Origin of the sequence: Limnochorda sp. L945t (genome assembly GCF_035593305.1) — a bacterium.
In the GTDB taxonomy this organism is placed as follows: Bacteria; Bacillota; Limnochordia; order Limnochordales; family Geochordaceae; genus Carboxydichorda; species Carboxydichorda subterranea.
Map to the genome: position 1 here is coordinate 2,097,403 of NZ_CP141615.1, position 25,784 is coordinate 2,123,186.

Sequence of the window (25,784 nt, forward strand, 5' to 3'; positions counted from 1 at the left end):
GATGATGTCGTCCGTCGCTTCGCCCTCGACACTGTCGCAGTGGACCCGGGCCGCCATGGCCGCGTCGCTCGTCGCGGTCCTGGCCCAGGTCGCCATTCCCCTGCCCTTCACGCCGGTGCCGGTCACCTTGCAGGTGCTGGGCGTGCTGCTCACGGCCATCGTGCTGCCCCCTCGGGCCGCGGGGTGGGCCATGGCCCTCTACCTTGCCCTGGGCGCCGCGGGCGTGCCCGTCTTCGCGGGCTCGAGCGGCGGCCCCGGGGTGCTGCTCGGCCCTACCGGCGGCTATCTCTGGGGCTTCCCGGTCGCCGCCGTGGCGGCGAGCGCGCTCTACCGGATGCCCTTCTGCCGGGCGCGGGTACGCGCGCCGGCCACCGCCGCGGCGGTGGCTGCAGGGGCAGCCGTGGCCATCATCTACCTGGCAGGGGCGTCACAGCTGGCACTGGTGCTGGGGTTGAACGCCCGTCGAGCGGTGGCCATGGGCGTGGTGCCGTTCATCGGCTGGGACCTGGCCAAGGCCGCCGCGGCCGCGCTGGTCGGACCGGCCGTGGAGAGGGCCCTCACTCGAGCACCCGCACGGGCTCCAGATCCTCGGGCGCCGGCTCGCCCCGCATGAGGCCGCGCATCGCCTCCCCGACGCGCGCCGCGATGCCGGCAGCCGTGACGCCCACGCTGCCGCCCTCGGCTGCCATCCACCCGGCCAGGCCGTGTACGTACACCGCAGCCAGGGCGGCCTCGACCGCGCCCACCCCCTGGGCCAGCAGGCTCCCGGCAATCCCCGCCAGCACGTCGCCGGAGCCCCCCGTGGCAAGGGCTGCCGACGCAGCCGGGTTGAGCCACAGGCGCCCGTCGGGAGCCGCCACCACGGTCCGGGCGCCCTTGAGCACCACCACGGCCCCGAAGCGCCTGGCAGCCTCGAGAGCGTGCGTGACGCGGTCTTCCTGGATCTGCCCGACCGTCTTGCCCAGCAGCCTGGCCATCTCCCCCGGATGAGGCGTCAGGATACGGCCGGGATGGTTGGCGGCGGCCCCGGCGTCCGGCCGGAGCCATCGTTCCGCTCCCTCGGCCGCCAGGGCGTTGAGCGCGTCGGCGTCGACGACGAGAGGCTTCTGCCAGTTGCCCACGACGGAGAGCACCGCCTGGCGCGTGAGCGGGTGGGTCCCCAGGCCGGGGCCGATGACGAGGGCGTCGCGGGATTGCTGCAGCGCCAGGATCTCTCCGGCCGAAGCCGGGCCCAGCCGCCCCTCTTCGCCCTCGGACAGGCCGGCCGTCAGCGCTTCGGGGACGGCGCCAAACGCGCCGTCCTGCAGCGACCGGGGCAGCCCCCACGTGACCAGCCCCGCGCCGGCCGCCGCGGCCGCACGGCTCGCCAGCACGCCCGCTCCGGCCATCCCCCGGGACCCTGCCACCACCAGCAGGTGGCCGAAGGTCCCCTTGTGCGCGTCCGAAGGGCGCGCAGGCAAGAAAGACCGCACGCTCCGGGCGTCCAGGATCTCGAAGGCGGGCGGAGCCTGCTCGAGCAAAGCGGGAGGAAACCCGATCTCCGCCACGTCGATGCGCCCACAAAGCGCAGCCCCCGGGAAAAGGAGCTGGCCCGGCTTGGGTAGCCCGAAGGTCACCGTCCGGGTAGCCCGGACGGCCACGCCCGCCACCAGCCCGGTATCGGCGTCCACCCCCGAGGGGATGTCCACCGCCAGGACAGGCACCGCTCCGGAGACTCGCTCGATGGCGGCAATGGCGGCCATCGCCGGCCCTCGGGGCGCTCCCCGGGCACCCGTACCCAGCACGGCGTCGATGATCAGTTGCGCACTCGCCAGGAGCTCGCCGGCACGGTCCTCCCCGAGGGAGGCAAGGGCGACGACCTCGATGCCGCTTCGCGTCGCGATCTGGTAGTTGGCCAGGGCATCAGGGGAAAGCCGCGGCCGGTCCCCCGCTTGCTCTGCCGCGAGCAACACCCGCACTCGGGCTCCCCGGTTGGCCAGCCGCCGTGCGGCGACGAGGCCGTCGCCGCCGTTGTTGCCGGGCCCCGCCACCACCACGACCCGCCGCCCGGCCGGGGAGCCGCCCAGCATCTCGGACGCGACTCGGGCGACCGCCGCTCCGGCGTTTTCCATCAGGACCATACTGGGGACGCCGTACTCCGCCGCGGCGCGGCGGTCGACCTCCTGCATCGAGGCCACGCTGATGGCCTTCACCGTCGCACCCCCAGCGCGACGACCACGGCGACATCGCGCCCGTGGCTCACCGAGACGCAGACCTCGTCGACGCCCAGCGCTTCGGCCACCCGGGCCGCCCGGCCCCGGAGCTCGATGGCCGGCCGGCCCCCTCGCCGGTGGGTCACCGCGATCTCATGGAAAGCAACCCCGCGACGGCCGGTCCCGAGCACCTTCATCACCGCCTCCTTGGCGGCGAAGCGAGCCGCCAGGCAAGCGGCCCTGGCCGCCGGGTGCCTCTTGGCCAGGCAGTAGGCAATCTCCTCGGACGAGAAGAGCCGTTCCAGGAACCGCTCCCCGTGGCGCTCGAGCGCCCTTGCGATGCGGTCGACCTCGACGACGTCGACCCCCACGCCCACGATCGCGCTCGGGCCCGGCCCACATCCCATGGGGAAGTGCTCGCCTCCGGTGCCGGCGCCTCTTCGAGCAAGGCGCCGCCCTCGTTGGAAGCTTACTCCACCGTGACGCTCTTCGCCAGGTTGCGCGGCCGGTCCACGTCGCATCCCCGCTCCACGGCGGCAAAGTACGCGAGCATCTGTAGCGGCACCGCGGCCAGGACCGGGAGCAGCCCCTCCGGCGCATCGGGAAGGGCCAGGAGCGCGTCGGCGGCGACCTCCACCTCTTTACGGGCGTCGGGCCGATCCGGCGTGACGGCGACGACCCTGCCGCCCCGGGCCTTCACTTCCACCATGTTGCCCACGGTCTTGGTCCGCAGCGCCTCTTGGGTGGCGAGCGCCACGACAGTGCGCCCCGGCTCGATGAGGGCCAGGGTGCCGTGCTTGAGTTCGCCTGCCGCGTACGCCTCCGCGTGGATATAGGAGATCTCCTTGAGCTTCAAGGCCCCTTCCATCGCCACCGCGTAGTCGAGCCCCCGCCCGATGTAAAACAGGTGGGACTGGCCGGCCAGCTGGCGCGCCAGCTCCCGGACTCGCGGCTCCATCGCCAGGGTCTGCTCGATCCGCTGGGGGAGCTGCAGCAGCATGCGCCCCTCCTCCGGCCTCTCGACGCGGGAGAGGGCCAGGGCCAGCAGGTGCAGCGCCACGACCTGCGTGAGGTACGCCTTGGTCGAGGGGACGGCCACCTCCGGGCCCGCCTTCGTGGTGAGCACCCAGTCGGCCTCTCGGGCAAGCGAACTCCCCTCCACGTTGACGATGCCCAGCACCGGCGAACCCAGCCGGCGAGCCTCCCGCACGGCCGCCAGGGTGTCGGCCGTCTCCCCGGACTGGCTGATGGCCACCGTCAGGGTCCGGCCGTCGACCAGCGGCTCCCCGTAGCGAAACTCCGACGCCACGTCGACCTGGACGGGAAGGCGCGCCCACGCCTCGATGAGCCGCCGGCCCACCAGTCCCGCGTGCCAGGCGGTGCCGCAGGCCACGATCTGGATGCGCTCGAAGCTCCTCAGGCGATCGGGCGACAGCCCGGCGCCGGAGAGGTCGACGCTGCCGGCCGCCGGATCGACCCGGCCGGCCAGCGTCTGGCGGACCGCCTGCGGCTGCTCGTAAATCTCCTTCATCATGAAGTGGTCGAAGGAGCCCTTTTCGGCCGCCGACGCATCCCACGCCACCTCCACGGGCGAGCGGCCCACTACCTCGCCCCGGGCGTCCCAGATGGTGACCCCCCGGAGGTCGATCCGCGCGACCTCCCCGTTGTCGAGGTAGAGGACCCGCCGCGTGGTGGCCAGCACCGGGGTGACGTCGGATCCGGCCACGTACTGCCCGTCCCCCACCCCGATGACGAGCGGGCTATCCTGGCGCGCGAGCGCCAGGGTATCGGGCTGGTCCGTACAGACGCAGGCCAGCGCCCACGAACCGCGCAGCCTGCGGGTCACTTCCCGCAAGGCCGCGGCCAGGTCGCCCCGCCAAGCCTCTTCGAGAAGGTGGGCGACGACCTCGGTGTCCGTGTCGGACCGGAACCGGTGGCCGCGGGCCTCGAGCTCCTTTCGCAGCTCGGCGAAGTTGTCGAGGATCCCGTTGTGCACCACCGCGAAGCGCCCCGAGCAATCCGTGTGCGGATGCGCGTTGTGGTCGCTCGGCGCCCCGTGCGTGGCCCAGCGGGTGTGCCCGATGCCGGAGCGGCCCTCCAGCCCCTGGGAAGCCACGAGCCGCTCCAGCTGCTCCACGCGTCCTTGCGACTTGACCACCTGCAGGCGGTGGTTGACCACGGCCACCCCTGCCGAGTCATAGCCCCGGTACTCGAGCCGGCGCAGTCCCTCCAGGAGGATGGGAAGCGCCGGACGGTTGCCGACGTAGCCCACGATGCCACACATGAGCCGAAGACGCCCCTTTCCCCGCGCCACGGGAACCGCGCGACGGAGAAGGGGCCGAAGAAGGCATGGACCGAGACGACCACCTGGAGACCTTCTGTCCCCGGGATCGCTCCCGGGATTTGGCAGTCTCCTCACGACCGTGGTGGGCCGGGGGTCACCCGCCGATAATCCGAGATCCCCCACCTCGTCAACTTGCAGGCCTCACGGGCCCGCAAGCCCTGGCGCTGCCGTGTCACGAAGCCACGCACCGTCTCGCCGACGCCGCCCGGCGCTCCTGCCCGCTCGCGCGCTCCCGGTGCCGGTATGCGACTGTGTGCGAACCTCCTATGATCCGGACACGCTCTGCGCCACCACCCCCTCGCTCCCTGCGTGCTCCAGGGCCGCTACCACCCGGCGGGCCCACTCGTCCACCAGGGCCGGATCGGACGCCTCCACCATAACACGGATGAGCGGCTCGGTGCCAGACGGGCGTACGTACACCCGGCCGGCGTCGCCGAGAGCCTCTCGCGCCCGGGCGATGACCTCCTGCACCTCGGCCCGGTCGAGCACCCCTTCCTTGCGGGCCACCCGCACGTTGACCAGCGCCTGCGGAAGACGTCGCATCTGGGCCGCGAGGTGTGACAGCGGCTCTTCTTGCCGGCGCATCACGTCGAGCAGCATGAGCCCCGTCAGCATACCGTCGCCGGTCCTGGAGTGCTCCAGGAAGATGAGGTGGCCCGACTGCTCCCCGCCCAGCACGAGGCCATGGGTGCGCATCGCCTCCAGCACGTGGCGGTCTCCCGGCGGGGTCACGATCACGTCGCCGCCTGCGGCCCGCAGCGCCTCCCTCAAGCCGCCGTTGGAGTAGACGGTACAGGCCACGGCACCGCCGGGGAGCTTGCCCCGGCGTATCCGGTCAAGGGCGCAGATGGTGAGCAGCTGGTCCCCGTCGACCACGTTGCCGCGCTCGTCCGCCGCGATGCACCGGTCCGCGTCCCCGTCGAACGAAAGCCCGGCGTCCGCTCCGAAGCGCCGGACCTCCTCGGCCACGACCTCGGGATGGGTCGAGCCGCACGAAACGTTGATGTCCTCCCCGGAGTCCCCGGTATGGATGGCCCGCACTTCGGCGCCGAGCGCCGCAAACAACCGGGGCGCCAGCCGGTGCGCCGCCCCGTTGGCGCAGTCCAGCACCAGGCGCATGCCGCTCAGGTCCACCGGCACCCGCTCGGCGAGGTACTCGAGGTAGCGGTCGGCCCACCCGGCCTCGGTCCTCACCCGCCCGACGTCCCGGCCGGTGGGCCGGGGCAGCGGGTCTTCTCCCTGCTCCATGCGCTCGACCACGTCCTCCAGGTGCCTCTCCAGGTCATCGGAGAGCTTGTAGCCGTCGGGCCCGAAAATCTTGATGCCGTTGTCCTCGACCGGGTTGTGGGAAGCGGAGATCATGACGCCCGCCGCGGCCCCGGTATGGTGGGTGAGCCAGCTCAACCCGGGCGTGGGCAGGATCCCGAGGCGCACCGCATCGACCCCTACCGAGGTGAGCCCCGCGGTGACGGCCGCATCGAGCATCCCGCTCGAGACGCGGGTGTCGCTCGCCACCAGCACGAAGGGCCGCTCGCGGCCTCCTTCCCGCCGCCCGGCCACCAGAGCGCCCGCGGCCCTCGCCAGCCGGAACGCGAGCAGCGGGGACAGCTCCTGGTTGGCCACCCCGCGCACTCCGTCGGTGCCGAACAACCTGCGCCCCAATGCTCCAGCACCTCCCGCATCCTCACCGGCAAAGCGCACCCCACGTCGAGTGGGGCACGAGCAGCATCCCGCTCTGCGGGCCGAGGGTAAGGCGAAGCCGGCGCCCCCCGCTCACGCACCGGCCGGAGAGGAGGTCCACCCAGCGGGTGGCCCGGCCACGAGCGTGCCGCGCCCTGCCCACCTCCGCCAGATCGGCCATCTCCTCCCCGGGATCCACGGTCACCGTCTCCCGCCCCTGGCTGCGGCTCACGACGCAAAGCGCCGCGCCGGCCGGCGGCCCGCCGCGCAAACGGCCGAAGGCTACCACGTCGCTGCTGCCCGCCACCTCGACCACGGCCAGGTCGCCGCGAGCAAGAGCCCCTACCTGCTTGCGAAGCCGGGCCAGCCGCCTCACCCACCGCCACGTCGGCAGGTCCTGGCGCCGCTCGTCCCAGGGGAAACATTGGCGGCAATCGGGGTCCTTCCCCCCCGTCATGCCGGCCTCGTCGCCATAGTAGACGGTGGGTAACCCCGGGAAGGCGGCCACGAACAGCATCATGGCCCGCACGGCCTGCGAACTCCCCCCGGCCGCCGTGCGCACCCGCTCCGTGTCGTGGCTGCCCAGGACGTTCATGAGGGTCAAGAAAGCGGGGGCCGGGTACGCCCGGGCCAGATGGCCCAGGCGCTGCCAGAGTTCGACCGGCCCGATGCTCCGGCGAACGAAGAAGTCGAGCAAGGCGTCGCGCAGGGGGTAGTTCATGACGGCGTCGAACTGCTCTCCGGACAAATACCCCGAGGCCTCGTGCCAGATCTCCCCGACGATGTACGCGTCGGGCTTGAGGCTCTTGACGAGCTTGCGCCACTCGGGCCAGAATCCCGGCTCGAGCTCGTTGGGCACGTCGAGCCGCCACCCGTCGGCCCCGAGCTCCATCCAGTACCGGGTGACCCGGAAGAGGTAGGCCCGTACCTCGGGATGCGCGGTGTTGAGCTTGGGCAGGTGGGGCAAGTTCCACCAGCAGGCGTACGACGGCGGGTCGCGGCGCAGGGGCCACTCGTACACGTAGTACCAGTGGAAATAGGGCGAGGCCGGCCCCTTCTCCGCCACGTCCCGGAATGCCCAAAACGTCTCCCCCGTATGGTTGAACACCGCGTCCAGGATCAGGCGCATCCCCCGGCGGTGCATTTCGTCGATGAGCCGCCGCACGGTCTCTTCCGTGCCGAGCGCCGGATCGACCGCGAGGTAGTCGGAGGCGTCGTAGCGATGGTTGGACGGCGCCTGCACGATGGGGTTGAGGTAGATCACGTCCACGCCGAGATGCTGCAGGTAGTCGAGCCGGCGCCGAATCCCCTCCAGATCCCCCCCGAAGAAGTTGGAAAAGGTGGGGGCGTCTCCCCAGGCGGCGACCCCCGGCGGGTCGTTGGCAGGGTCGCCGTTGTAAAAGCGGTCCGGGAAGATCTGGTACGCCACGCCCGTACGGGCCCACGCGGGGGTGACGAAGGCCGGCCGCTGCGCCAGGTCGACCGCCCACCACTCCCCGGGGCCGGGCATGGCCGCCGACGACCCTCTGGGCCCCCACCACACCGTCGCCGTCCCGGCGGGCGCCGCCTGTCCCGCCCCCCGCGGCCAGCGGCCGTCGGGGGCGCCCGCGCCCCCCGCCAGCTCGAGCCTTACCACGTACGACAACGCCGGACGCCGGGCTTCCACCTCGACCCGGTACCACCACGTCTCCTGGAGGTTGGCGATCGGCGCGGCCGGCAGGCGCCGGAGCGACCCGTCGTCGAGCCACACCTCGAAGCGAAGCGGCCTCGGCCCCTCCCACGAAAAGCGCAAGAAGGCGTGCCGCTCGCCGCTGCGCACCACGTCGCCGCCTGGCGGCTGCGGGTCGTGGGAAAGGAACCCTGCCGGCTTCCACGTCACCAGAGCCCGCTGCTGCACTCCCGCCCGTGCCCCGTCGTCTGGTCGGAAGCGTATCGCTGCCATACTATTCGGTATCGTGTCTCCATCTCCAAACGAGTAGCTGCGGCGCGCCGCACGGGCTCACCGGGCGGCCAGGCGCCTCTCTTCGAGGCGGACGGGCCCTGTCCTGCTGCCCCCGGAGCGAGCGGGCGGCCTCTCCTGAACGGGCGGGCGGCCCGGGCAGGCATCCCGGGCCCATGGGGCGAAGTTGCGGGCTGCGCCTGTCAATGGTCACGCACTCTGCCAACGGGCACGAAACGAGGAGGGATTCGACAGCCGTGGCTGATGCTTCCCCGCTCACGATCTCCCCGCAGACCCTGGAGCTGTTGCGAGAGCTGACCGAGGCGGCCGGGGTCCCCGGCTTCGAGGATCCGGTGCGCGCGGTGATGCGCCGCCACCTGGAAGGCTCGGGCGAACTCGTCCGGGACGCCATCGGTAGCGTAGCGGCCGTGCACCGGGGCAGCGCCGAACGCCCCCGGATCCTGATGGCCGGCCACATGGACGAAGTGGGCTTCATGGTCGGATCCGTGACCGACGAGGGCTTCCTCCGCTTCCAGACGCTCGGCGGGTGGTGGGAGCAGGTGATGCTGGCCCAGCGTGTCACGGTCCTGGGCGAGAAAGGGCCGGTACCCGGAGTCGTCGGGAGCAAGCCGCCCCACATCCTGTCGCCCGAAGACCGCAAGAAGGTCGTGGAGAAGAAGGAGATGTTCATCGACGTGGGGGCCTCTGACCGGGCCGAGGTCGAGGCCATGGGGATCCGGCCCGGCGACCCGGTGGTGCCGGCCACCTCCTTCACGCTCCTGGCAGGCGGCAGGCGGGCGCTGGCCAAGGCCTTCGACAACCGGGTGGGCTGCGCGCTGGCCGTCGAGGTGCTCCGCCGCAGCGCGTCCGGGCCCGGCCACCCCAATACGCTCATCGCGGGCGCCACGGTGCAGGAGGAAGTAGGCCTGCGAGGGGCGGCCACCCTCGCGGAGCTGAGCCAGCCCGACGTGGCCTTCGCCCTGGAGGTCTCCATCGCGGGCGACACCCCCGGCGTCAAGCCCGAGGAAGCCCAGTCGAAGCTGGGCAAGGGGCCGGCCATCACGCTGTACGACGCGTCCATGGTACCGCACCGCAAGCTGCGCGACTTCGTCGTGGAGACGGCGAAAGAGGCCGGGATCCCGTACCAGTTCGACCTGATGCCCGGCGGAGGGACCGACGCGGGGCGGTTCCACCTCTGGCGCCGGGGCGTACCCTCCCTGGTGATCGGCGTCCCCGCCCGCTACATCCACACGGGTTCGAGCATCATCGACCTGTCGGACTTCGAGGCGGCCGCCCGTCTCATGACGGAAGTGGTGCGCCGCCTCGACGCAACCATTCTCGACGGCCTGCTCTCCTGACCGCCGAGAGCCCGCGCAGGACAGGCGCCCCGGCGGGGGCGCCTGTCCTTTTCCACCGGTGGCACGCGTGCGACCCCAGGAGGTCGTATGCGGTTTCAAAAACATGAGGAAATCGACGTTCTTTTTCCGCCATCGACCGCGTTGAACAGCGATCGACCAGCGTGGTAAGATGATTCCAGACCGACTCCACATCGCGGTAACCGTCGTCGCACGCTCCAGCCACCTCACCCCGCTTCTCCGTTCGTTCTAAGGGGGGGAGCTTCTTGAAGGCCGTCGTCATGGCCGGCGGAGAAGGTTCGAGGCTTCGTCCCCTCACCGTACAGCGGCCCAAGCCCATGGTTCCCGTCGCCAACAAGCCCATCCTCGCTCACATCGTGGAGCTGCTGCGCCGCCACCAGTTCACCGACATCCGGGCCACGCTGCACTACCTGGGGGACGACATTCGTAGCCATTTCGCCGATGGTGCCGAGTTCGGCGTGCGGATCAGTTACTCGGTCGAAGAGTCGCCCATGGGCACGGCCGGCAGCGTCAAGCTGTGCGAGGAGTTCGTCGGGCAGGAGCCGTTCCTCGTCATCAGCGGGGACGCGCTCACGGACATCGATCTGGCAGCGGCCACGGCGTTCCACAAGCAGCGCGGGGCGCTGGCGACCCTGGTGCTCACCCGCGTGGAAAACCCCCTGGAGTACGGGATCGTCGTCACCGACGACGAGGGCCGGATCCAGCGGTTCCTGGAAAAGCCGAGCTGGGGTGAGGTCTTCTCCGATACGGTCAACTCCGGCATCTACATCCTGGAGCCCGAGGTGCTCCGGTACATCGAGCCGGGCCGGGCGGTCGACTTCAGCCAGGACGTCTTCCCCGTCCTGCTCAAGAAGAAAGCGCCCCTCTTCGGCTTCGTGTCGAGCGGCTACTGGTGCGACGTCGGTAACATCGGCGCCTACCGCATGGCGCACGACCACGTGCTGGAGGGCCTGGTCCAGGTCGACGTCGACGGCCGCCGCATCAACGACGTGTGGATGGGCCGCGACGTGGTCATCGACGCGACGGCCGAGATCCGGGGGCCGGCCATTATCGGCGATAACTGCCGGATCGGGCCGGGCGCCCGCATCCTGGGCTACACGGTACTGGGGAGCAACTGCATCGTCGAAGAGCAGGCGACGATCCAGCGTTCCATCGTCTGGCACGGGGTGTTCGTGGGGAGGGGCGCGCACGTCTCGGGAGCCATCCTCGGCCAGCAGGTGGCCGTCGACCGCGGCTGCGTGATCGGCGAAGGGGCCGTCGTCGGCGATCGCAGCGTCCTGCGCCAGGGAGCCAAGGTGGCACCCCAGGTCAAGGTCTGGCCCAACAAGGTAGTCGAAGCCGGCGCCCGGGTCAACATGAGCGTCATCTGGGGCTCGGCGTGGCACGAGTCGCTTTTCCGGGATCGGGGCGTCTCGGGCCTGACCAACGTCGAGATGACCCCGGAGTTCGCGGTGCGCCTGGCCGCCGCGTTTGGCACGTACCTGGGCAAGGGGACCGTCGTGACGACCAGCCGCGACGAACACCCTGCCTCCCGCATGATCCTGCGGTCGCTCATCGTGGGCTTCTTGACGGTGGGGACCAGCGTGCAGGATCTCCGCTCCACGCCGCTCACCATCGCCCGGCGGGCCGTCCCCGTGCTGGGCGCGGCCGGAGGGGTGCACGTGCGCGTCGACCCGCGGGATCCCTCCTCCACCCTGGTGGAGCTGCTGGACCACCGGGGCATCAACGTGCACCGGTCGGCCGAGCGCAAGATCGAGTCCCTGTTTTTCCGGGAGGAGTTCCGGCGCACCCCGGCCGAGGAGGTCGGGAGGCTGGACTTTCCGGCCCGGGTCCTGGAGAGCTACACCGAGGCTTTCTTCGACTTCATCGACGCGCCCCGCATCGCCCGCCGCCGCTTCAAGATCGTGGTCGACTACGCGTACGGCCGGCTCTCCATGGTCGTGCCGGGCCTGCTCGCCCGCCTCGGGTGCGAGGTCATCGCGCTCCACCCGTACCCCGATCCCCGCAGGGCGCCCCGTTCCCGGGAAGACCGGGCCCGCATGCTCGTGGAGCTCGGGCAGGCCGTCGCCATGCTGGGAGCGGACCTCGGCGCCCTCATCGACGACGACGGGGAGCGGCTCTTCCTGGTCGACGAGCAGGGCCGCACGGTCTCGGAGGAGATCCTGCTGGCCTTGATGACCCGGATCGCCCTGGAAGGGCGGCCTTCGGGCAGCACGGTGGGAGTGCCCGTCAGCGCGCCCAGCATCGTGGACCAGATTGCCGCCGAGCGGGGAGCGCAGGTGCTGCGCACCAAGCACGAGGCGAGGGCGCTCATGCATCTGGCCGCCGCCCACCGGGACAACATGGTGATCGCAGGCAACACGCAGGGAGGGTTCATCTTCCCCGCGTTCCACCCGACGCAAGATGCCCTGGTCGCCCTGGCGAGGGTCCTCATGGCGCTGGCCGACGGCGGCCGGCTGTCGGAGCTGGTGGCGCAGGTGCCCGACTTCTACCTCCAGGAACAGGCCATCGAGTGCCCCTGGGAGTACAAGGGGCGGGTCATGCGGCTGCTCGCCCGGGAGGCCGGCACGGCCAGGGAGGCCGAGTACATCGACGGCATCAAGATGTTTTACGACCGGGGCTGGGTGCTGGCCTTGCCCGACGCCTCCGAACCGGTCTTCCACCTCATCGCGGAGGGGAAGAGCCGCTCGGACGTCGAGGAGCTCATCGGCCGCTACGCCACCCGCATCCAGGAACTGCAAAAGAAAGGGGCCTGATGGGTGTGGAAGCGCTGCGGGCGCCGGATCGCCATACCCTTTCGCCCGAGACGGCCGTCTTCACCTTGCTCTCGTTCGAGGGGCCCGACCTGTACAGCAGGGCCGGCGGGCTCGGGGTACGGGTGACCCAGCTGGCGAGCGCGCTGGCGCGAGCCGGGTACCACACCCATCTCGTCTTCGTCGGGGACCCGGCGGCACCGGGGATGGAGGTGCAGGAGGAGGGGCGTCTGCATCTGCACCGCTGGTGCCAGTGGATCAGCCGGTACTATCCGCAGGGAGTGTACGAAGGCGAAGATGCCAAGCGCTATGACTTCGACGAAACCGTGCCCGACTTCGTGACGGGCCAGATCGCCCGCCGGGCGGTCGAACAGGGCAAGGTCCTGGTCGTGCTGGCCGAAGAGTGGCACACCGCCCACACCGTCTGTGAACTGAGCGACCGCCTGTGGGGCGCCGGGCTGCGGCACCACGCCCTGCTCGCCTGGAACGCCAACAACACGATGGGGTTCGACCGCATCAACTGGGGCCGGCTGGGCTACGTGACCACCGTCACGACCGTGAGCCGGTACATGAAGCACGTGATGTGGGGCCGGGGCATCAATCCGGTCGTGATTCCCAACGGGATCGCCGACGAAGCGTTGCGCCCCGTGCCTCCCCGGTCGGTCGGAGTGCTGCGCAAGGGCCTCGAGGGGGCCGGCGGAAGGGTGCTGCTCGTCAAGGTCGGGCGCTTCGACCCCGACAAGCGGTGGCTGATGGCCGTGGAGGCGGTGGCCCTGCTCAAGGGGCAGGGCATGGCGCCCAAGATGGTCATCCGGGGCGGGATCGAGCCGCACGAGCGAGAGGTGCTGGAGCGGGCGTCCGGGCTGGGACTGAGGACGATGCCGGTCCATCTCGAGAGCCACGCGACCCCCTCCGAGCTGGCCCAGGTGATCTCCGCCCATCCGGAGGTCGACGTCTTCCAGCTCAAGTTCTTCGTCTCCGACAACCTGCTGCGGACGCTCTACCAGGCGGCGGATGCGGTGCTCGCCAACAGCGGTATCGAGCCGTTCGGGCTGGTGGGGCTCGAGGTCATGGGCGCCGGCGGCTTGCCGATCACGGGGGCCACGGGCGAGGATTACGCCATCGCCTATCACAACGCCATCGTGCTCGAGACCGACGATCCGCGCGAAATCGCCTACCACGTGCGCCGGGTCGTGGACGACCCGGCTTTGAGCCAACAGCTGCGGGAAAACGGGCGGGCGACGGCGGCCCGATATACCTGGTCGCGCGTGCTGCCCATCCTGGTGGACCGCCTGCAGTTCGCGGCGGAGCAGCAGCGCCTGGTGTGGCCCCGGCTCCGGTCGACGAGGGAGGACGGAGGAGGGGGCCGCAGCAGGCCCGAGGGTGCGGGCGAGGTGAAAGAGGCGGCGGCCGCGCTAGAGGAGGTCCGGTAGCCGTGGCCCAGCACCTGGTGATCTACACGGTCATCCACCAGCCCAGGCGCCTCAAGCTGCCGGCCCAGCCCATCCCCAAAGGGGCGGTCCCCGCCGACATCGAACGCTGCCTGTTCGACGAGCGCATGAACCGCCGGTATCTGGAGAAGGTTGCGGCCACCTGCTACCACCCGGCCACCGAGATGTTCCTCGAGCTGGCCGACCGGGGGCTCAAGTTCAGCGTCGGTTTCTCGTGGTCGTTCTTGCGGCAGGCGCAGATGTGGGACGAGGCGCTCATGGAGAAACTCCGGCGCCTGGCCCGCCACCCCAACGTGGAAGTCATCAACGTGGAGCCGTACCACAGCTTCCTCTTCTACGTCGACATGGACGCCTTCGTGCGACGGATGCGGGAAACGGCGGAGATGCTTCGCAAGCTGTTCGACCTGCGCTCGCCCGTCGCCGTGACCGACACGACCGAGATGTTCATGGCCAACGACATCTACTTCGCGCTGGCGCAGGCGGGCTTCCGGGGGGCGCTCATGGACGGCAGGCCGTGGGTGCTCGGGTGGCGACAGCCCAGCTATCTGTACCACTATACCCGGCGTCTGTACCTGCTCACCCGTCACTACCAGCTGAGCGACGACGTCGGCTACCGCTTTTCCAACCGCTCGTGGGCCCTGTGGCCGCTGTACGCGGACACGTACGCCCGGTGGATCGCCGAGGCATCAGGCGACGTGGTGACCGTCGGGTGGGACTACGAGACGTTCGGCGAGCACCACTGGAAGGAGACCGGCATCTTCGACTTCATGCGGGCGCTGCCCCGGGAACTCGAGCGCCAGGGCGTCGAGACGCTCTTGCCCGGCGAAGCCATCGCGAGGCTGCGGGATCGCAGCCACCACCTTCCCCTGCCCGCCTTTCCCACCACCTGGGCGGGCGAGGGCGGCGTGGGTTTTTTCCTGGGAAATGGCGCGCAGCAGGCGGTCTTCCAGCTCATGCATCACGTCTATCACAAGGCGCTGCTCACCCAGGATCCGGCCATCATCGATCTCGCGATGTGGCTGCTCCAGTCGGACAACCTGCACCTGATCCAGTGGTTCGGGCGCAGCGGCTCGGAGGCCGAGGTCTCGGCCTACTTCACGCCCCGGGAATGGTGGCGCCTCGGACCTCACGGGATCATCCACGAGATCCAGCAGGTGTTTCGTAACTTCCTGGTCGCCATGGACGCCTACCTCACCCACGAGGTGCGCTACCTCCCCGGCGAGCAGCCCCCGCCGGTCAACCGGCGCCGGCGCGCCCGGCCCGAGCTCCCGCCCATCGCCCCGCTCGTCCCCGGCAGCGAAGCGGCCGCCGGCAGCACCGACGGGCGGCGGGAAGCGGCGGCCGCGCTGCAGGCACCGAGAAGCGTGGCGGCCAACAGCCGCGAGACCCCCGCACGAGCCCGAGCCAGGGCCAGAGGCGCCTGAAAGGCGCGTAAGCCCGCGTTTTTCGAACCCGCCCGCCCTTTGTGGTACAATGAACGAGGTGTGAGGTTTACATGGTGTCAACGGGTGCGAGGGTCGGGCGGGCGCGGTGAAGGAGTCGGTCATCGAGTTTTTCCGGGCCAACGCGGTGGTGGTCCAGTTCGCCTATGGACTGGCCTTTTTCGCCATGGGCCTCGCCATCGCCCTGGAGTCGCGGCGCCCGAGCCAGCTGCGCATGGCACGCCACCTCCCGCTGCTCGGTACCTTTGGCATCCTGCAGGCGCTGGCGAGTTGGGGGCAGGTCTTCATCCCCATCCAGCGCACGTATACGCCGCCGGCCATCGTGGTGACGCTGCAGGCTCTGCACGCGCTCCTGACGGCGCTGACCTTCTCGTTCTTGATGGCGTTCGGTGCGCGCCTTCTGGCCGATGGCGACCCGAAGCTCCGGCTGCTCGCCCATCTGCCCCTCTTGCTCACGACGGTCTGGGGCGTGAGCTTCTTCTTCTACCCCGTGGTCATGCTGCCCGCGAGCTACGAGCACTGGCTGGTCGTCAGCGAGGCGTGGTCCCGATACATCCTGGCCTTCCCCGGGGCGGTGCTGGTGGCTGTTGCGCTGGCCCGCCAGTTCGACGAGCTGCGGGTAGCGGGCATGGGGCATCTGGTGCGGCGGCTGCAGTGGGCCATCGTCTCGTTCGGCGCTTACGCCGTGGCGGCCGGCCTGATCGTGCCCAACGCCGGGTTTTTCCCGTCTAACCGGCTCAACTCCGAGCAGTTCTTGCAGGTGACCGGCCTTCCGGTGGAGGGCGTTCGGGCGCTGACCGGGCTCGGTATGGCGTATTTCATGATCCGGGTCATGGAGATGTTCGACATCGAGGCGGCCCAGCGGCTGGAGGAAGTGCGGAGGATGCGGGCGATTCTCGCCGAGCGGGACCGGATCGCCCGGGAGCTGCACGACGGCGTCATTCAGTCCTTGTACGCATTGGGCCTGGGCATGCAAAACGCGCGGTACGCCATGGAGTCGACCCCCGAGGCGAGCCGGCGCTTGCTCGACGAGCTGCTCGCCCGGGTCAACGGCATCATCCAGGACGTCCGGGGGTACATCATGGACCTGCGCCTGCCGGGCGAGACCGCCCTCACTCTCGCCCAAAAGCTGAGCGCGGTCGCCGGCGAGGCCTCCCGGGTCTATCACCTGCCGGTACACCTGGAGATAGGATCCATTGACGAGAAGGCGTTGCCGCCCGCGGTCGCCAATGAACTCTCCCAGGTGGTGAAGGAGGCCGTCAGCAACGCCGCCCGCCACGGGCAGCCCCGCCAGGTGCGCGTCGGCGTGCACGAGTCGGAGGGCGAGCTCGTGCTGTACGTGCAGGACGACGGGCGTGGGTTCGACCCCGGGCAGGCCGGCGATCGCCAGGGATGGGGCCTGGTCAACATGCGCCGGCGGGCGGAGCTCCTGGGGGGCGAGTTCGACATCGACAGCCGCCCGGGAGAGGGCACGACCGTGATGGTACGTATTCCCTTACGGGCGCCGTCGGAGCGAGCCCCCGTGGAGGGGCAACGGATCAGCGCATGAAAGCGGACGACGAGGTGAGAAGCCGCCATGGTTGACGGTGCGTCTGGCCGTCCACAGCAGGCCGGCAGGCAGGTGCGCATCCTGGTGGCCGACGACCACGAGGTCGTACGGATCGGGCTCCGGTCGCTGCTGGAGCGGATCCCGGAGTTCGCCGTGGTGGGAGAGGCCGATACCGGCAGCCGGGCGGTGGAGCTGACCGACTCTCTCCAGCCCGACGTCGTCGTCATGGACATCCGCATGCCGGAGCTCAACGGGGTCGAGGCTTGCCGGCGCATCAAGGAGCGCCATCCCGGGGTCAAAGTCATCATGCTCACCTCGTACCCCGACGACGAGGCCGTCTTCGGGGCGGTCATGGCCGGGGCCAGCGGTTACGTCCTCAAAGAGGTCAACTCGATGGACCTGGTGGACGCCATCCGCACCGTGGCGCGCGGCGAGTCGCTGCTCGACCCGTCGGTGACGGGCAAGCTCCTCGACCGGGTCCGCAACATGACCGCCGAGGAGGCCCAGCCGCACGAGAAGCTCAACCCTCAGGAGCGCCGCATCCTGGCGCTCATCGCCGAGGGCAAGACCAACCGGGAGATCGCCGAAACCTTGTACTTGAGCGAAAAGACGGTTCGCAACTACGTCTCCATGATCCTGAGCAAGCTCGGACTGGCCAACCGGGCCGAGGCGGCCGCGTACGCCGTCCGGCAAAACATGGTGCGGGATGTCAAACCCGACGGGCACATGAACGGCGCGTAGCCGCGCCGGACGTGGCCCGGTCAGGGACGGGGGGCTGGCGCATCGATGAACCCGGTGACCCACACGCTGTCCGTGAGCGTGGCGGCCGCGGCCTTTGCCGTGAGCACGGCGTTTGCGGCCATGGTGCTGCGCCGCTTCGGCCGCAGGCCGCGCTCTTTGCACCTGTTGCTCTGGGGTATCGGCCTGCTCCTGTACGCCATCGGCGCGGCCGCGCAGGTGCACAGAGGACTCTACGGTTTCAGCGAGGCAGGCTTCCGGCTCTGGTACCTGACGGGAGCGGTCATGGTGGCCGCCTACCTGGGCCAGGGTACGGCTTACCTCTTGCTGCCCCGGCGCGTCGCGCACCTCTTGATGGCGCTCCTGGCCGTGGGTACTTCGTATGCAGCATTCAAAGTGGCGGGGGCGCAGCTCGACCCGGCACGGGCCGCAGGGGCCGAACTCTCCGCGGCCGTCATCGTCTCGCCGGGCGTCCGGGTGCTGACTCCGTTTTTCAACGTCTACGGCACCCTGTTGCTGGTGGGCGGAGCCCTCTGGTCGGCGTGGGCCTTTCGCCGGCGGCGTACCCACTACGACCGGATGATCGGCAACGTCCTCATCGCCCTCGGGGGCCTGGCGCCTGCCATCGGGGGGACGCTCAACCGGTTCGGCCTGCCGGGCCTGTACGTGGGCGAACTGGTCGGCGCCGTCGTGATGTACCTGGGGTTCTTGAAGGCGACTTCCCCCGATCCCGTCCGGTCGGCCCGTCCTGCCCCCCACCCTGCGCCGGGCGCCTGACGCTCGCGGGTTCCCGGGAGTCTCCCAGAAAGTTCCTCCAGGCGCCGGCTCCCTCCGGAGGTGACACCCGCAGGGACGCGGCCGCCCTGGACCGGGCCTGCAGGGCTTTACGCGCGTCCAGACAGGGAATGCGGCGCGGCAGGAGTTGACACCATGCTGCCGAACCGAACCCCCCAAGGGATATCGTTCGGAGAGGGCGCGAGCCAATAAGGGGGGAGCGTGGAGGGAGCTGGTAGGCCCCCCCTCCGTACAGCGGGGGGGGCGGGTGTTCGTGTTCCGCGCGCGAAACGAGGAGAGCTCGGCCTCGAGCTCGGGAAGGGAGTGCAGCCTTTTGCGGCATACGTGGCGACAGGTGGCGTTCGTGGCGGCGGTGGCGATGGCGCTGGCGGGGGCCCTGGGCGGCGTGGCGCTGGCGGCCAAACCCTTACCGCCCATCGTGATGTTGAGCGACACGGGCGACGTGGTGCGGACGATGAACCAGGCCATCCAGGAGATGGTTCGCAAGAACCTGGGCCTGGAGATCCAGATCGAGTACATGGACTTCAAGACCCGCCTCGAGCGGATGCGCAACAGCAACTTCTCCGTCGTCTTCGCCGGGTGGGGGCCCGACTACGACGATCCCATGACCTTCCTCGACCTGTGGGTCACGGATAGCGCCTTCAACGACGGCAAGTGGAGCAACCAGCGCTACGACGAGCTCCTGGCGGCCGCGAAGAACACCACCGACCAGGAAAAGCGCATGCAGTACTTCGTCGAGGCGGAGAAGATCCTGGCGCAGGAGGCTCCCATCGCTCCCGTTTACTGGCGATCCCGCCTCTCGCTCTACAAGCCGTGGGTGAAGGGGATCATCCGGCGGCCGGTGGGGGCCGAGGCCGAGTACAAGTGGGCCTACACCCAGGGCCGGCCGGGCGGCGACTCGCCGATGTACCTCAACCTCAACCTGGGCGAGGAGCCTCCCGATCTGGATCCGGCGACGTCCACCGACACCGTCTCCTTCCTCATCCTCAACGCCACCCTCGACGGCCTCGTGCGCAAGGATGCCCAGGGCCAGATCCGCCCGGGTAGCGGGTTGGCCGAGAGCTGGACGGTCTCCCCGGACCAGAAGGTGTACACCTTCAAGCTCCGCAAGGCCACCTGGGACGACGGCACGCCCATCACCGCCGACGACTTCGTCTACCAGTGGCGGCGCGTGATCGACCCGCGGACGGCCTCCCAGTACCAGTTCATGATGGAGCTGGCCGGCATCGCCAACGGCTCCAAGATCGCCAAGATGGACGCGAAGGACGGGGAGGCCATCGACAAGGCCCTGGAGACCTTTGGCGTGAAGGCGCTGGACGAGCGGACGCTGCAGGTCACCCTGGAGAAACCCAACCCGCTTTTCCTCGAGCTGACCACGTTCATCAGCTTCCTGCCGGCGCCCAAGCACCTGGTCGAAAAGTACGGCGACAAGTATGCCGCTGAGGCCAGCACCATCGGGGCATCCGGGCCCTTCCGGATCGCCGAGTGGAAGCACCAGTACGAGCTGGTCCTGGAGAAAAACCCGAAGTACTGGGACGCCAAGAACGTGAAGCTCCAGAAGATCCACTTCGACATGATCACGGACGCGGGCACGGCCCTGCAGATGTACGAGCAGGGCAAGCTCGATATCGCCGGCGTCGCCAGCCGCTACGTCGACGTGTACCGCAATCACCCCGACCTGCAGCCGCCGTGGCCCGACGGCTCCACCTTCTACTGGGAGTTCAACACCCTCGATCCGGTGCTGAAGAACGCCAAGGTGCGCCGGGCCATCGCGCTGGCCATCGACCGCAAGGCGTTCGCCGACCGGGTGCTGCGCAACGGATCGTATCCGGCCACGTCGCTCACGCCTCCGGTCATCACCGACCCGGCCAAGGGCGGGATCTTCCAAAAGCGGGTCGGCGAGCTCTTCCCCGCCACGCCCGACGTGAAGCTGGCCCGCCAGCTGCTGCGGGAAGGCCTCACCGAGCTCGGCTACGAGGTCCCGGAGGTGGCCCGCCAGTAGCGCTGCCGGATGCATTCCAAAAGCATCTGGCACGATGGCAAGATCGCCAGGAGGTGGAGACCCCGGCCGGGCCTCCACCTCCCCCCGGCTCTCCGTGCCGGGTGGATGGCCGGTACGCCAGGAGGTAAAGGGCATTGGTCCGTTACATCGCGAGGCGCATCGCTCTGGGCGTGCTCACGCTGTGGGTCATCGCCACGCTCACCTTCGTCCTGATGCACGCCATCCCCGGGGATCCTTTCGCCAGCGAGAAGCTCACGCCGCAGATCCACCAGCTCATGCTGGTCAAGTACGGGATGGATCGGCCCCTCATCCAGCAGTACTTCACATACCTCGGCAACCTCGTGCGCGGCGACCTGGGGTACTCGATGCGGCAGATGAACCGCACCGTCAACGACATGATCCGGGAGGGCTTCCCGGTCTCGGCCCATCTGGGGCTGCAGGCGATCGCCGTCGGGGTGACCTTCGGGCTGGTGCTCGGCGTGATCGCCGCCGTCAACCACAACCGGTGGCCCGACTACGTCGTGATCCTCCTCGCCCTGCTCTTCGTCTCCATCCCCGGCTTCGTGGTCGGTGCGCTCATGCAGTACGTCTTCGGCGTCAGGCTGGGGTGGCTGCCGGTGGCCCGCTGGGAGGGCTTCGTCTACACGATCATGCCGACGCTGGCCCTGGGCCTTTCGATGATGGCCGGCCAGGCGCGCTTCATGCGAAGCAGCATGCTGGAGGTCCTGGATCAGGATTACGTCCGCACCGCCGAGTCCAAGGGCCTCTCCCGGCGAGAGGTGCTCTGGCGGCACACCATTCGCAACGCCATCTTACCCATCGTGACCATCATGGGGCCGCTCGTCGCAGGGGTGGTGACCGGCTCGTTCATCATCGAGAGCATGTTCGGCATCCCCGGGCTCGGCAAGTATTACGTGCAGAGCATCTATAACCGGGACTACCCGCTGATCATGGGGACCACCATGTTTTACGCGGTGTTGCTCGTCGCCATGATGCTCCTGGTCGACCTGGCGTATACCCTGGTAGACCCGAGGATCCGGCTGGGGAAGGCCTCCGACTGATGAAGAGCAGGAGATCCACGCGGAGCAACAGGGCAGCAGGGAGCGGTGGAGCACAGTGAACCAGGCCGTACGCGCGATAGACCCCCCCGCCGAGCTCTTCCGGCCGGCAGCCATCTCGGAGGAGGCTGCAGAGGCGCTCGACCGGCCGCCGCGAAGTTACTGGGCGGATGCATGGGCCCGCTTCCGCCAGAACCGGATGGCCGTGGCCGGGCTCGTCGTGCTGGTCGTCATCGGCATCCTGGCCATCGTCGGGCCCTACCTGACCGGCTATGACTACCGGGAGACGAGCCTGCTCGACACGGACCTGCCTCCCTCGCCCGAGCACTGGTTCGGCACCGACGAGCTCGGGCGGGACATCTTCACCCGGCTCTGGTTCGGGGCGCGTATCTCGCTGCTCATCGGGCTCCTGGCGGCCGCCATCGACCTGGTCGCCGGGGTGACCATGGGCGGGATCGCCGGCTACTTCGGAGGCATGGTCGACGACGTCATCATGCGCATCGTCGAGATCGTCTACTCCATCCCGTCGCTCCTCGTGATCATCCTTCTGCTCGTCGTGATAGGGCCGGGGCTCGGCTCCATCGTCGTCGCGCTGGGAGTCCTGGGATGGGTCGGGATGGCGCGCCTCGTGCGAGGCCAGGAGCTCCAGATCAAGCAGCAGGAGTACGTGCTGGCCGCCCAGGCCCTGGGGGTGCGTTCCTGGAAGATCATCGTGCGCCATCTGGTGCCCAACACCATGGGGGTCATCCTCGTCAACATCACGTTGACGGTGCCGGGCGCGATTTTCACCGAGGCTTTCCTTTCGTTCTTGGGGCTGGGCATCCAGGACCCCCTGGCGAGCTTGGGCTCCATGATCTCCTCGTCCTACCAGGTCTTGCGGGTTTATCCGCATGAGCTCCTCTTCCCGGCCCTGGTCTTGAGCCTGATCCTGCTCGGCTTCAACTTCCTGGGCGACGGGTTGCGCGACGCCCTGGACCCGAGGCAGCGTCATTGACATGGTCGCTGCAGGTGGAAAAGGAGGCGGCCGCCCCAAGGTGGAGCCACTGTTGAGCATCGACAAGTTGCGGGTCAATTTCTACACCCACGCCGGCACCGTCCACGCGGTCCGGGGCGCGTCCTTCGAGGTGCGCGAGGGCGAGACCCTGGCTCTCGTGGGCGAGTCGGGGTGCGGCAAGAGCGTGACGGCCCTTTCCATCATGCGGCTCGTCCCCCACCCGGGGCGCATCGACGGGGGCACCATCCGGTTCGCCGGCAAGGAGCTCACCGCTCTTTCCCTGCGCGAGATGGAGCGGGTACGGGGCGCGGAGATCGGGATGATCTTCCAGGATCCGATGACCTCCCTCAATCCCACCATGACCATCGGCCAGCAGATCGCCGAGCCTCTTCGCAAGCACAAGGGCATGGGGCCGAAGGAGGCGCTGGACCGGGCGGCCGAGATCCTGGCCATGGTGGGCATCCCCAACCCGCGGACGCGCCTCGCCCAGTTCCCTCACGAGATGAGCGGCGGCATGCGCCAGCGGGTGATGATCGCCATGGCCATCGCCTGCGAGCCGCACCTGCTCATCGCCGACGAGCCCACCACCTCCCTCGACGTCACCATCCAGGCCCAGATCCTGGAGCTCATGAAGGGCCTGCAGGAGAAGTTGGGTATGGCCATCCTGCTCATTACGCACGATCTGGGGGTGGTGGCACGCCTCGCCGACCGGGTCGTGGTCATGTACGCCGGCCAGGTCGTGGAACAGGCGGGCGTCGATGAGCTCTATTACCATACCCTCCATCCCTACACCCGGGCGCTGATGCGATCGGTGCCCAACCCGGAGGCCGGAGTCCGGCAGGAGCTGGAGTCCATCGCCGGCTCTCCCCCCGACCTGTACCAGGAGCCGCCCGGATGCCCGTTCGCTCCGCGCTGCAGCCGGGTGCTCGAGGTGTGCCGGTCCTACCCGCCGCCGTTTTTCGAGGCGGGCCCGGAGCACGTCTCGGCCTGCTGGCTCCTGGATCCCAGGGCCGGGCGATGGGGCAAGGACTTCCTTGCCACGTCCCCCAGGCCCTACGCCGAGGCCGCCGCCTCCCCCAAAACCCCGGATCAAGAGGTCGAAGCGTAGATGTCAGCCATGCCGGTCCGAGACGTACCGCACGAGGCGCCCCGCGAGGTTGCGGGCGGCGAGGCCGCCCCGGTACTGCTCGAGGTGCGGGGGCTCAAGAAGTACTTCACGATCCGCCGTGGGCTGCAGGTGCGGGCCGTCGACGGGATTGACTTCCACATCCGCAAAGGCGAGATTTTCGCGCTCGTAGGAGAGAGCGGCTCGGGCAAGACCACCGTCGGGCGGGTCGTCATCGGCCTGTACCACCCGACGGCGGGCCAGGTGATGTTCGACGGCAAGGACGTCCACCGGCTATCGGGCGCCGAGCTCTATCGCTTCAAGCGTCGGGCCCAGATCATCTTCCAGGACCCGTACGCCTCCCTGGATCCCCGCATGACCGTGGCGGAGATCATCGGCGAAGCCCTGGACAGCCACGGGCTCGCCCACGGCCGGGAACGCCTGCACCGGATTGCCGAGCTGTTGCGGGTGGTCGGGCTCAACCCCGAACACGCCAGCCGCTACCCTCACGAGTTCAGCGGAGGGCAGCGCCAGCGCATCGGGATCGCACGGGCGCTCGCCGTCGACCCGGAGTTCCTGGTGGCCGACGAGCCCATCTCGGCGCTGGACGTCTCCATCCAGGCCCAGATCGTCAATTTGCTGGCGCGTCTTCAGGCGGAGCGCGGGCTCACGTACCTGTTCATCGCCCATGACCTCGCCATGGTGCGCCACCTGAGCGACCGCATCGGCGTGATGTACCTCGGGCACCTGGTGGAGACGGGGCCGACGCGGGAGGTTTACCGCAAGCCCCTGCACCCGTACACCCAGGGGCTGATGTCGGCGGTGCCGATCCCCGATCCCCGCCGGGAGCGCCAGCGCCACCGGATCCTGATGGAGGGCGAGATCCCGAGCCCCATCAACCCGCCTTCGGGCTGCCCCTTCCGCACCCGCTGTCCTCGGGCGGAGGAGGTCTGCGCCCGGGTGCGCCCCGAGCTCAAGCCCGTCGAACCCGGCCACCAGGTGGCCTGCCATCTCTACTGAGGACGTCGCCGAAAGGCAAGGGAAAGCGGAGGCCCGCCCTGCCCCCTGGAGCCGGTGTTGCATGCACCACGCGTCCCGGCAGGACGGGCCTCGGGCTCGTTTCCCTTACTTGATGCCGAACGCTTGCTGGGATTGACCCGGGCGGATCTCCGAAGGATTGTGCGCCGAGGTCGCTCCCCTCTGGGCGTCGGGTTCGACGGGCAGCGCCGCTCGGAACGCTGCGGTGGCCGAACCAGCCGCTTGCTGCGCCAGGGTTTGCTCGGCAGCGGCGATCATGCGCCGCACCATGTTGCCCCCCACGGCCCCGCACTCCCTGGCGCTGATGTTGCCCCAATAGCCGGACTTGTACTCAGGGTTGATGTTGAGCTCGGAAGCTACCTCGTATTTGAACTTGTCCAGCGCGCCGAGCGCCTGGGTCAGCAGGGGCCGGTTGCGCTTCTGGCCTGCAGCCATCTCCGTCACCTCCTGAACCTAAGGTGACCCGATGACCGGAAGGCCCGCGCAAGCAAATGCGGGCACGCCTGGCGGGTGTTGGGCTCTACGGGCTCGGGGCCGCCGCCGAGGCGGAGCTTCCCAGGATGCGGCCGCGCAGCTGGTGGGCGACGCGCTTGCCGGTCACCATGTAGATGACCCGCTCCCCGATGTTGGTAGCGTGGTCGGCGATGCGCTCCAGGTAGCGGGCCGCGAAGATCAGGTTGATCGCCTGGGTGACCCGCACCATGTCCGCGCCTTTTGCCACGTATTGCATGAGCTCGTCGTACAGGGCGGCGAAAAGATCGTCGACGGGGTCGTCGGCCCGGCACACGGCCTCGGCCAGCTCGACGTCGCGGTGCACGAAGGCATCCAGGCTCTGGCGGAGCATCCGCTGGGCCATCTCGGCCAGCCGGGGGATGTCGATGAGCGGCTTGAAGAGGGGCTCCCTGGCGAGCCGCACCGCCACCTCCGCGATGTTGGTGGCGTAGTCCCCCACCCGCTCCAGGTCCGTGATCACCTTCAGCACGGTGCCGATGGTCCGCAAGTCGCCTGCCAGCGGCTGCTGCAGCGCGATCAGCCGGATGCACCGCTCCTCGAGGTCGACCTCCAGCCGGTCCACCAGGTCGTCGTCGTCGATGACCTGGGTGGCCAGCTGCCGATCGCGGTCGCGCAGCGCTTGCACCGCCAGCTCGACCGCCTTTTCCACCAGCGAGCCCATGCGCAGGATCTCCTGCTGGAGCTCGGACAGCTCTTGGTCGAACGCGCTCCTGGCCACCGGTCTCGCCCCATCCTTCCGGCTCGCCCGGCGCCGGTGGGCCGCCCGCGCGGTAACGCACCGTGCACCTTGCAGCGTAACGCGAGTATACGCCAGT

Annotated in this window: 20 protein-coding genes; 13 read left to right on the forward strand and 7 right to left on the reverse strand. The window is 69.5% G+C overall.

Annotated elements, in window-relative coordinates:
- Window position 1 precedes the first annotated feature (1 nt).
- The gene (locus tag U7230_RS09760; protein ID WP_324715653.1) at window positions 2–613 is read left to right on the forward strand and encodes a biotin transporter BioY; all 612 of its coding nucleotides are present in this window, start codon (window positions 2–4) and stop codon (window positions 611–613) included.
- On the opposite strand, the gene U7230_RS09765 is transcribed toward U7230_RS09760, so the two are convergent.
- The 5 genes from U7230_RS09765 to U7230_RS09785 form a co-directional block, all read right to left on the reverse strand.
- A complete protein-coding gene (locus U7230_RS09765; RefSeq protein WP_324715654.1) occupies window positions 558–2,192 on the reverse strand; it encodes an NAD(P)H-hydrate dehydratase in 1,635 nt (544 codons plus the stop codon). The two genes, U7230_RS09760 and U7230_RS09765, sit on opposite strands and share 56 nt — an antisense overlap.
- Window positions 2,189–2,599 carry a holo-ACP synthase gene (gene acpS / locus U7230_RS09770; protein WP_324715655.1) on the reverse strand — a complete coding sequence of 137 codons (411 nt, stop codon included), beginning with the start codon at window positions 2,597–2,599 and terminating at the stop codon, window positions 2,189–2,191. The genes U7230_RS09765 and acpS overlap by 4 nt, the downstream gene beginning before the upstream one ends.
- 62 nt (window positions 2,600–2,661) lie before the next feature.
- Entirely contained in the window at window positions 2,662–4,476 is a 1,815-nt protein-coding gene (glmS, locus tag U7230_RS09775; protein ID WP_324715656.1) for a glutamine--fructose-6-phosphate transaminase (isomerizing), read from the reverse strand.
- Window positions 4,477–4,800: 324 nt separating this feature from the next.
- On the reverse strand, window positions 4,801–6,198 hold the full coding sequence (gene glmM, locus U7230_RS09780; RefSeq protein WP_324715657.1) for a phosphoglucosamine mutase: 1,398 nt from the start codon (window positions 6,196–6,198) through the stop codon (window positions 4,801–4,803).
- A gap of 22 nt (window positions 6,199–6,220) precedes the next feature.
- Entirely contained in the window at window positions 6,221–8,113 is a 1,893-nt protein-coding gene (locus U7230_RS09785) for a glycoside hydrolase family 13 protein (protein ID WP_324715658.1), read from the reverse strand.
- A gap of 299 nt (window positions 8,114–8,412) precedes the next feature.
- Between U7230_RS09785 and U7230_RS09790 the strand changes: the two genes are divergently transcribed.
- The 12 genes from U7230_RS09790 to U7230_RS09845 all read left to right on the forward strand — a co-directional run bounded on the left by U7230_RS09790 (window position 8,413) and on the right by U7230_RS09845 (window position 24,438).
- A complete protein-coding gene (locus U7230_RS09790) occupies window positions 8,413–9,513 on the forward strand; it encodes a M42 family metallopeptidase (RefSeq protein ID WP_324715659.1) in 1,101 nt (366 codons plus the stop codon).
- A gap of 263 nt (window positions 9,514–9,776) precedes the next feature.
- A complete protein-coding gene (locus U7230_RS09795; protein WP_324715660.1) occupies window positions 9,777–12,287 on the forward strand; it encodes a mannose-1-phosphate guanyltransferase in 2,511 nt (836 codons plus the stop codon).
- On the forward strand, window positions 12,287–13,717 hold the full coding sequence (locus U7230_RS09800; protein ID WP_324715661.1) for a glycosyltransferase family 4 protein: 1,431 nt from the start codon (window positions 12,287–12,289) through the stop codon (window positions 13,715–13,717). Before U7230_RS09795 ends, U7230_RS09800 begins: the two co-directional genes overlap by 1 nt.
- Before the next feature lie 2 nt (window positions 13,718–13,719).
- Window positions 13,720–15,159, forward strand: coding sequence for a glycoside hydrolase family 57 protein (locus U7230_RS09805; protein WP_324715662.1), 1,440 nt, complete (start codon window positions 13,720–13,722; stop codon window positions 15,157–15,159).
- Window positions 15,160–15,265: 106 nt separating this feature from the next.
- A complete protein-coding gene (locus U7230_RS09810; RefSeq protein WP_324715663.1) occupies window positions 15,266–16,726 on the forward strand; it encodes a sensor histidine kinase in 1,461 nt (486 codons plus the stop codon).
- 27 nt (window positions 16,727–16,753) lie between these two features.
- Window positions 16,754–17,467 carry a response regulator transcription factor gene (locus U7230_RS09815; protein ID WP_324715664.1) on the forward strand — a complete coding sequence of 238 codons (714 nt, stop codon included), beginning with the start codon at window positions 16,754–16,756 and terminating at the stop codon, window positions 17,465–17,467.
- Window positions 17,468–17,512: 45 nt separating this feature from the next.
- Window positions 17,513–18,241 carry a hypothetical protein gene (locus tag U7230_RS09820; protein WP_324715665.1) on the forward strand — a complete coding sequence of 243 codons (729 nt, stop codon included), beginning with the start codon at window positions 17,513–17,515 and terminating at the stop codon, window positions 18,239–18,241.
- 331 nt (window positions 18,242–18,572) lie between these two features.
- Complete coding sequence (locus U7230_RS09825) at window positions 18,573–20,261, forward strand: ABC transporter substrate-binding protein (protein WP_324715666.1); 1,689 nt, start codon at window positions 18,573–18,575, stop codon at window positions 20,259–20,261.
- 134 nt (window positions 20,262–20,395) lie between these two features.
- Window positions 20,396–21,322 carry an ABC transporter permease gene (locus tag U7230_RS09830; RefSeq protein WP_324715667.1) on the forward strand — a complete coding sequence of 309 codons (927 nt, stop codon included), beginning with the start codon at window positions 20,396–20,398 and terminating at the stop codon, window positions 21,320–21,322.
- A 55-nt stretch (window positions 21,323–21,377) separates the two neighbouring features.
- Window positions 21,378–22,313, forward strand: coding sequence for an ABC transporter permease (locus U7230_RS09835; protein ID WP_324715668.1), 936 nt, complete (start codon window positions 21,378–21,380; stop codon window positions 22,311–22,313).
- 40 nt (window positions 22,314–22,353) lie between these two features.
- A complete protein-coding gene (locus U7230_RS09840; RefSeq protein ID WP_324715669.1) occupies window positions 22,354–23,421 on the forward strand; it encodes an ABC transporter ATP-binding protein in 1,068 nt (355 codons plus the stop codon).
- Entirely contained in the window at window positions 23,422–24,438 is a 1,017-nt protein-coding gene (locus U7230_RS09845) for an ABC transporter ATP-binding protein (RefSeq protein WP_324715670.1), read from the forward strand.
- Window positions 24,439–24,543: 105 nt separating this feature from the next.
- On the opposite strand, the gene U7230_RS09850 is transcribed toward U7230_RS09845, so the two are convergent.
- Window positions 24,544–24,891: an alpha/beta-type small acid-soluble spore protein gene (locus tag U7230_RS09850; RefSeq protein WP_324715671.1), complete on the reverse strand. Its 348-nt coding sequence runs from the start codon at window positions 24,889–24,891 to the stop codon at window positions 24,544–24,546.
- Between the two features lie 85 nt (window positions 24,892–24,976).
- Complete coding sequence (gene phoU / locus U7230_RS09855; protein ID WP_324715672.1) at window positions 24,977–25,687, reverse strand: phosphate signaling complex protein PhoU; 711 nt, start codon at window positions 25,685–25,687, stop codon at window positions 24,977–24,979.
- Between the last annotated feature and the right edge of the window lie 97 nt (window positions 25,688–25,784).

Bases quoted from the DNA above. Each gene is read 5' to 3' on its own strand.
- U7230_RS09850 (WP_324715671.1), bottom strand. From the start codon at position 24,891: ATGGCTGCAGGCCAGAAGCGCAACCGGCCCCTGCTGACCCAGGCGCTC.
- U7230_RS09815 (WP_324715664.1), top strand. From the start codon at position 16,754: ATGGTTGACGGTGCGTCTGGCCGTCCACAGCAGGCCGGCAGGCAGGTG.
- U7230_RS09800 (WP_324715661.1), top strand. From the start codon at position 12,287: ATGGGTGTGGAAGCGCTGCGGGCGCCGGATCGCCATACCCTTTCGCCC.
- acpS (WP_324715655.1), bottom strand. From the start codon at position 2,599: ATGGGATGTGGGCCGGGCCCGAGCGCGATCGTGGGCGTGGGGGTCGAC.
- U7230_RS09760 (WP_324715653.1), top strand. From the start codon at position 2: ATGATGTCGTCCGTCGCTTCGCCCTCGACACTGTCGCAGTGGACCCGG.
- glmS (WP_324715656.1), bottom strand. From the start codon at position 4,476: ATGTGTGGCATCGTGGGCTACGTCGGCAACCGTCCGGCGCTTCCCATC.
- U7230_RS09845 (WP_324715670.1), top strand. From the start codon at position 23,422: ATGTCAGCCATGCCGGTCCGAGACGTACCGCACGAGGCGCCCCGCGAG.
- U7230_RS09820 (WP_324715665.1), top strand. From the start codon at position 17,513: ATGAACCCGGTGACCCACACGCTGTCCGTGAGCGTGGCGGCCGCGGCC.